Genomic DNA, 7,754 nt, shown 5'->3' with positions numbered 1-7,754 from the left:
GATAACGACTGATGAAATCCTGGCAGCACTTGAGCTTATTAATCAACGACCATTAAAAATCCATCATCAACAGACTGCCATTGAAAGTTTCCGGGCTTGTTCGGATTAAACTTGTAATTTGCCTCATGTAAAACTTCTCCTTTTATGTGTAATCCATACTCACTAAAAATAATCATACCATTATTACTTGATTAATAAAGTGATATATAGAACTACTTAGTAAAGACACAATTCCACAAAATCAATTAAAAAAGACCCGCCCAAATCCGGACGGATCAAATAAAATGAATTATATTAAATCCTAATAATTAATGCATTAGCGAGTGGCAGTTTTCATCATGATTTCAATTATTCAGTAACGGGTTGGTTAGCGTCCCGTTTTAAAGCGGTCAGCTCCGTTTCGCTCAAGGCCCGGTAATTTCCGGCTAACAGGCCGACTGGTAAACTCAGCGAGCCAAACTTAATTCGGCGTAACTGAACCACCCGTTCACCGAGGGTCCCGACCATCCGTTTAACTTGGTGGTACTTACCCTCATGGATCATGATCCGAATGGTGGTAAAGTCCTCAATCTCGTGGAATTCAACGATCTCCGCTTGGGCGGGTTGTAACTGGGTCCCGTCCTTGAGCGTGATTCCGTCGTTAAACCCGGCCACCTGAGCCGCCGTGATTTCACCGGTCACTTCGGCCTCGTAGACCTTGGTGACGTGGTGGGCCGGCGCTAATAAGGCGTGTGACAAGGCGCCGTCGTTAGTAATAACGAGCACCCCTTCAGTGTCCTTATCCAAACGGCCGACTGGAAACAGGTCGTCACGGTAATCAGTGGTGTTAAAAAGATCCATCACCGTCTTAGCCGTGGCGTCGCTAGTCGCGGTAATTACTCCGACCGGCTTATTCATCACGTAATAAAAATACTGTTGGTAACGAACCTGTTCATCGTCTAAGAACACGGCGTCGCTACCGGGATTGATCTGTTGCTTACCCGAAATGACTGGTTCGCCGTTGGCCGTAATGTGGCCGTCTTTAATTAACCGGCGCACCTGCGTCCGGGTCCCAATTCGCATTGCGTGTAAAAATTTATCGATTCGCATACTTTCACCTACTTAATCTTTAACTTGCGCCGTAAGCCCGCGGCCCGGCCACCAATCATCAAATCAACTAAGCGCGACTTCAACGCGAAGTACGCGTAGACCCCGCCACCAACGATGACGGCCACGACCACGATCAGAAAGGCCTGGGTCTTGCTCTGCTCGTTTAACAACAGGTTTAACCCGAAAACAACTAACCGCGCGGCAACGTACGTCAAAATGGAATAAACCAAGATGCGGTTGACCTTGGGCAGTAACTTGACGTAGCGAATCCCAAAGTTCACTTCCAAGTCATACAGTGCCATAACACAGGCAACCATCATCCCAATGGCGGTCGCCACCAACGGACCGGCCGTTGACAGGAAGTAAATGCACGGCCACTGCACGATCAGTTTCGCAATCAAGCCGACCAGGTAGTAACGGATAATATCGCGATTCCGTGACAGCCCCTGCATGAGGGCGGAGACCACCGTAAACAACCCCAAAACAATCGCGGTAAACGCGGAAATTTGTAAAATCAACGTTCCGATTTGGTCGTAGCTGTAAAACAGCGTGTTCAGAGGCTGCGCCACGGCCGCCATCCCGAGCGCGCCGGGGATCATAATAAACAGGAATAAAATAATGGAATCTTCCAACTGTTTCCGAATGTTGCGCATGTTGTGACTCGCCAGCGATTCCGACAAAATCGGTACCACCGTGACCGCGATGGCGGACGCCAACGAAACGATGATCATGACCAACTTGTTGGCGTTAAAAGCAAAGTACGCGTACAACGCGTTGATCTTAGAAACGTCCAAGTGGTAAATCATTTGCATCATCGGCTGGAACGTTGCTTGGTCTAACAAGTTAAAGACGGTCGTCGCCGTGTCAATCACGATAAACGGAATCGCCTGCACGATGATGTCCCGAAATAGCTGCCACACCGGAATAGCTAATTTATTTTCACTCTGCGCCGCTAACTGGTTTAATTCCGGCCGCTTGCGGTAGTAATAGTACCCTAATAGTAAGAAACTTGCGGCCGCCCCGATAAACGCGGCAAAGGTCGACTGGGTGATCGCATCGACCCAGTCCCCCCTTTGGACCCGCATAATGAAGTAAGTCGCTCCCAACATGTAAAGCACCCGAAAGACCTGTTCCACGAACTGGGAAATCGCGGACGGCGCCATTTGTTGGTAACCCTGGAAAAAACCCCGGGTCAGCGACATCGACGGAATGATCACCAGCGCAATCGCCAGTGCCCGTAATACCGGAATGACGTTTGGATCACTGCCCCCGAACACGGCCGCAATCATCCCGGCCCCGAACCACATGATCAGGCCAAAGAAGAGCCCGAACGCGGACGTCAGTAACAGTCCCCGTTTATAGAGCCGTTGACCGACCGCGTACTCGTTTTGGGCGTTATATTCTGAAATTTGTTTAGAAATGGCGGACGGAATCCCACCAATCGCCACTAGTAGGAAAAAGCTGTAAATGTTATAGCCCTTGGCGTACAACGCGTTCCCCTGCGTCGAGCTGCTACCTAGCCACAGCACCCACGGGATAATATAGATTGCCCCGAGCACCCGTGAAAAGAGACTACCGGCCGTCATCCACGCCGACCCGCGCACCATTTTCTGGTGGGCTTCGGCTTCGGAATTAACGTGTGGATTCTGCGACTGATTAGCTTTCGATTCCTCAGACATGTTCGTACCTACTTTCTTAGTTCAATCTTAACTATTTTAGATGAAATACCCTCAAGTTGCAATTTAAATCCGAACTTATCGGTGAGCTTTACCGAACCTTAAGCATGGTTCATTAACTAAGCTTGTCAAATTAAAAACCGACCCTAGCCCGGATTAGCGTGGTTAAAGTCGGTCCATTATCTTTTTTATTTAACGCGCTAATCGGACGCCCGCCGGCACCTGATTGGCCCGCACTAATTTATAATTGGTCACGCCATAGTGCCGGTTATACGTCACGCGGAGAATCTCCCCACGGTGAAACGGCCCCGGATTATCGGCCACCGTTTTCACGGTCAGCCGCTTAGTGTGACCTTGCGCGTTGACCGCGGTGCCCCGGTAAGTATGACCATTCCAAGTGACGCTCACTGGTAGTGACAACGGAAAACTTCCCTGATCGCCGCCAACCCGTAAGTAGTAGTGTTCCCCACCGTAACGGTAGATCATCCACCCCACGTTCACCACGACTACCACCACTAAAAAGACGGATAAAATGGTTTCTAACCAAGCATCCTGACGTTTTGACATATTCAATTCCCCCGCTTTTCTTAAAATCTAACTCGAACTGCTCAAGAATACCAAAAAAACAGCGCTTAAACAACGTTAGTTCAGTTAATCACCTTATCAAACAGCGCCTTGACTTTACCATCTGAACCGGTAGACTATTGAATAATAAAGGATATGGGGGAATTATAATGAGCGATGAAAAACTAAATGCCATGATCAACCAGTTAAGTCAGCTTTACCAAGACGGGGACGTTCAAAAGAATCCGGAACTGCGGGCGATGATTCAAAATGCCGCAAACCGGTTGAACAACGACGAGGACTTTGGCAAGGTCGTGTCCGACCTGTCTCACGCCATTTCACAACGCTACGTTGCGCACCACGACGTGCCCAAAGCCATGATCGTGTTTTATAATCAGATTCAAAAAGACGTCCAAGCCGGCAAGTACGACGATACTAATATTCGGAATTACTTTATCGCCACTGGTCTGATTTCACTGTCAATTTCGTTTGGCGGGTTTTAACACCCACTTTATCAGTCGTTAATTGCGGCTAACATCCAATCAGCGTAATTCATTAAATCCGAACTAGTTCCACATTGAAGCTGCTTCTTAGTCTGACCCGAATAGGCTTGGATTGCGGCCGTTATTAACGGGTGAAACGCGGCGGGTAAATTTTCCAGTCCCCACGCACCACCGGCCGCTTTTGATAAAATCAATTGTTCTTGGTGGTAGGCTAAAACTCGGCATAGGTTTAAAACGACGTACACGGGTTCTGCAAAAATGGCCGTTTGTGCGTCTTCGATGTCAAACATGAGGCTATCCCAATAATCCTTAGCCGCTACGGGACCGAAAACTTGGTCAATGGCGGGGCCAACCAAGGTTTGTCCGTAACGCTTGATGATTGTCAAATGAGCGGCTAAATCGGGGTCCGTTCCCTGCATTTCCTGCAAATATCTTTTGGGGTTTTTAACATAGTGGTCATAGTGGTACTTGGAAAAATGAAAATCAAACGGGCACGGCGCGTGAAACGTCGTCACGGCTGACCGTAACAACACGTGAAATTCTAATCCTTTCTTTGGTGCCAACGGCCATAGCTGATCAAGCGTCACGGTCATGAGTTCCTGTTTGGTGCGTAAAGTGAGCGGTTGCTCAACGACAATGACGTAGTCTAAGTCACTAACTTGTGGGTTGTAGCCGCCCAAAACATACGACCCGTGCAGGTAGATTCCGACTAGGTTATTTGCTAGGACAGTTGCATAGCTTTGTTTAAGCCTGGTTAACAATTCATCAGTTGTTGTCATTTGTTAAACGCCTCCAGAATTATTGCGTATCCGTATTATCAATTATTATTCAAGCGGCGTCAACGGGCCCTGTTGACTTGTTGCGGGTAAATTTTGCCGATTTCGTGAAAAACGCAGCGGCCCGTTTTTGAAGAACTAAACCCTCCTTAAGCAACCAAAGTAGACTTAAACCTTTAAAATCACTAAAAAACGTGTGCCCACCCAGCGGTGAAGCACACGTTTTATTTAATTCAAAGTTTTAGTTAGCCACCACGTTAACCAGTTTCCCAGGAATGGCAATAATCTTACGGACCGTTTTACCAGCCGTAAATTCTTTGATCTTGTCATCGGCTAAAGCCAATTTTTCAAGCTCGTCTTTGCCCATGTCCTTGGCAACCGTCGCGTGCGAACGAACCTTACCGTTAACTTGCAACACGATTTGGACCGTGTCTTCCACTAACTTGGATTCGTCGTAAGTTGGCCATGCGGCGTAGGTGATCGTGTTTTCGTGACCTAACAACGCCCAGAGTTCTTCGGCGATGTGCGGTGCAATCGGTGACAACATCTTCACAAAGCCTTCAATGTAAACAACCGGTAAATCGTCTACCTTGTAGGCTTCGTTGACGAAGACCATCATTTGTGAAATGGCAATGTTAAAGCGCATGTTGTCGTAGTCTTCGGTGACCTTCTTAACGGTTTCGTTGTAAACCTTCGTCAACTTACCGTCGTTAACGGTCGTGACGCGGTCGCGAACCCGGTTGTTGTCGTCAATGATCAGGCGCCCAACCCGTTCGATCCACTTGTTGGCCCCGTGCAACCCTTCGGTACTCCACGGAATCGATGCTTCCAGCGGTCCCATGAACATTTCGTATAACCGCAACGTATCGGCACCGTATTGGTCCACGATGTCGTCGGGGTTCACCACGTTACCGCGGGACTTGGACATCTTTTCGTGGTTCTTACCCAGGATCATCCCCTGGTTAACCAACTTCTGGAACGGTTCCTTGGTTGGAACCACGCCGAGGTCGTACAAGAACTTGTGCCAGAAACGGGCGTAAAGTAAATGTAAAACGGCGTGTTCGGCCCCACCAACGTATAAGTCAACTGGTGACCAGTACTTCAATTTATCGTAGTCGGCCAAGGCGTCGGCGTTGTGCGGATCTACGTAACGTAAGAAGTACCACGAACTCCCCGCCCACTGCGGCATGGTGTTGGTTTCGCGCTTCCCCTTGCGACCGTTCTTATCCACCACGTTGACCCAGTCGTCAATGTTGGCTAACGGGCTTTCACCGGTCCCGGATGGTTCCAAGTTCTTAGTTGCCGGTAAGCGTAACGGTAATTCGTCTTCCGGAACCAACGTGGTTTCGCCGTCTTCCCAGTGAATAACGGGAATTGGTTCGCCCCAGTAACGTTGCCGGGAGAAGATCCAGTCCCGCAAGCGGTAGTTGACCTTCTTTTCACCACAGTGGTGGGCTTCCAACCAGTCGATCATCTTGTCGATGGCGGGTTGTTTAGCCAAACCGTCCACAAAACCGGAGTTGATGTGTTCACCGTCGCCGGTGTAGGCCTGTTGATCATAATCGTTGTCGCCGGCGATGACTGGTTTGATCGGCAAGTCGAACTTCTTAGCAAATTCAAAGTCCCGGTCGTCGTGGGCTGGTACGGCCATGATGGCCCCGGTCCCGTACGACGCCAACACGTAGTCGGCGATCCAGATCGGCAACTTTTCACCGTTGACCGGATTGATGCCGTAGCTACCGGTGAAGACCCCGGTCTTATCCTTGTTTAAGTCGGTTCGTTCGAGGTCGGACTTGCTGGCGATCTTCGCCTTGTAAGCCTTGATGGCGTCGGCTTGTTCCGGCGTCGTCAACTGGTCAACCAACTCGTGTTCCGGTGCTAAGACCATGTAACTGGCCCCAAACAACGTGTCGGGACGGGTTGAGAAAACTTCAATCTCGGTATCGTCGGGTTGACCGGCAACCTTAAACTTGATGGAGCCCCCAACGGAACGGCCAATCCAGTTGCGTTGTTGTTCCTTAATGTTTTCGGGCCAGTCAATGTCGTCCAAGTCGTCGATCAAGCGGTCGGCGTAGGCGGTGATTTTCAAGCTCCACTGTTTCATTGGCACCCGGTAAACGTCGTAGCCGCCCCGTTCGGTTTTACCATCCACGACTTCTTCGTTGGAAACCACGGTCCCACCCATCATGTCGGGGGCCCAGTTTACCAGCGTTTCGGATTCGTAGGCTAAACCTTTTTTGTATAGTTGTTCGAAGATCCACTGGGTCCACTTGTAGTAACTTGGATCGGTGGTGTTAACTTCGCGGTCCCAGTCGTATGAAAAACCGAGTGAGCGAATTTGGCGCTTAAAGTTTTTAATGTTTTTCGCGGTAAAGTCCTTCGGGTTATGGCCGGTCTTGAGCGCGTACTGTTCAGCTGGCAACCCAAACGCATCCCAACCCATTGGGTGTAACACGTTGTAGCCTTCCATCCGTTTAAACCGGGACATAATATCCGTCGCGGTGTAACCTTCGGGGTGTCCGACGTGTAACCCTTGGCCCGATGGGTACGGGAACATGTCTAAGGCGTAGTACTTCTTTTTATCCGTGTTGTCGAGTGCTTTAAAGGTCTTGTTGACCTTCCAATAATGTTGCCATTTGCGTTCAATGACTTTATGGTTGTATGCCATAATGGTGCCCCTTTCTTGCTGCCTGTATGTAGACTAGCATTGCGACTGCGTTTAGCTGAAAAGTGGTGCGGCGGCTTTTGAAACGTGCTTAGGCTCGGCTGACGGTTCCGGTTAGCTACGCCGCAAGCACCATGCATAACCCGCATAATGCCTCCGGCTAGGCTAATCCTCACCATCAAACCGCCGAGACTGCACACTCTTTTGAAACGTGTTTACTCGGGCAATTGGTTCCGCTTAACCCTGATCAGGTAACGATCCAAAAACCGGATCATCACCTAATCAACGTTAATGCTCACCAACTCCCGCCCTCGCTCACACTCTGCATAAAAAAAGCCCTATAAGCCACTTATAAGCTTATAGGACGAAAATGATTCCGCGGTACCACCTATGATTCCACGTTGCCGTGGCCTCTTGATTTTCTTAACGCGAAACCACGTCCGTGCCTACATCACTTTCAGCCGGAAGACTCGAAGGTGAG

Annotated in this window: 6 protein-coding genes, 1 pseudogene and 1 other annotated feature (1 of these 8 running past the window's edge); of the genes and pseudogenes, 2 read left to right on the top strand and 5 right to left on the bottom strand. The window is 49.4% G+C overall.

Annotated features, from left to right (window positions below; translation table 11 throughout):
• A pseudogene (locus D1831_RS10835) lies at positions 1-109 on the top strand (IS30 family transposase); the annotation flags it as partial.
• A 239-nt stretch (positions 110-348) separates the two neighbouring features.
• Here the strand turns inward: D1831_RS10835 and D1831_RS10830 are convergent.
• From D1831_RS10830 to D1831_RS10820, 3 genes are all read right to left on the bottom strand, one after another.
• A complete protein-coding gene (locus D1831_RS10830; protein WP_125072947.1) occupies positions 349-1,089 on the bottom strand; it encodes a pseudouridine synthase in 741 nt (246 codons plus the stop codon).
• An 8-nt stretch (positions 1,090-1,097) separates the two neighbouring features.
• The gene (locus D1831_RS10825) at positions 1,098-2,768 is read right to left on the bottom strand and encodes a putative polysaccharide biosynthesis protein (RefSeq protein WP_125072946.1); all 1,671 of its coding nucleotides are present in this window, start codon (positions 2,766-2,768) and stop codon (positions 1,098-1,100) included.
• A 189-nt stretch (positions 2,769-2,957) separates the two neighbouring features.
• Positions 2,958-3,332, bottom strand: a complete 375-nt coding sequence (locus D1831_RS10820) for a YxeA family protein (RefSeq protein ID WP_225422852.1) — start codon at positions 3,330-3,332, stop codon at positions 2,958-2,960.
• Positions 3,333-3,499: 167 nt separating this feature from the next.
• On the opposite strand from D1831_RS10820, the gene D1831_RS10815 reads away from it, so the two are divergent.
• Complete coding sequence (locus tag D1831_RS10815; RefSeq protein WP_125072944.1) at positions 3,500-3,832, top strand: bacteriocin immunity protein; 333 nt, start codon at positions 3,500-3,502, stop codon at positions 3,830-3,832.
• Positions 3,833-3,843: 11 nt separating this feature from the next.
• Here the strand turns inward: D1831_RS10815 and D1831_RS10810 are convergent, their stop codons facing one another.
• Together D1831_RS10810 and leuS are read right to left on the bottom strand one after the other, a co-directional pair.
• Positions 3,844-4,611 carry an aminoglycoside adenylyltransferase domain-containing protein gene (locus D1831_RS10810; RefSeq protein ID WP_125072943.1) on the bottom strand — a complete coding sequence of 256 codons (768 nt, stop codon included), beginning with the start codon at positions 4,609-4,611 and terminating at the stop codon, positions 3,844-3,846.
• Between the two features lie 238 nt (positions 4,612-4,849).
• The gene (leuS, locus tag D1831_RS10805; protein WP_125072942.1) at positions 4,850-7,276 is read right to left on the bottom strand and encodes a leucine--tRNA ligase; all 2,427 of its coding nucleotides are present in this window, start codon (positions 7,274-7,276) and stop codon (positions 4,850-4,852) included.
• Positions 7,277-7,630: 354 nt separating this feature from the next.
• Positions 7,631-7,754: a binding site (T-box leader), on the bottom strand (it continues 85 nt past the right edge of the window).

The organism is Lactiplantibacillus garii (genome assembly GCF_003885105.1).
In the GTDB taxonomy this organism is placed as follows: domain Bacteria; phylum Bacillota; class Bacilli; order Lactobacillales; family Lactobacillaceae; genus Lactiplantibacillus; species Lactiplantibacillus garii.
This window is presented reverse-complemented; position numbering and strand designations above follow the sequence as displayed.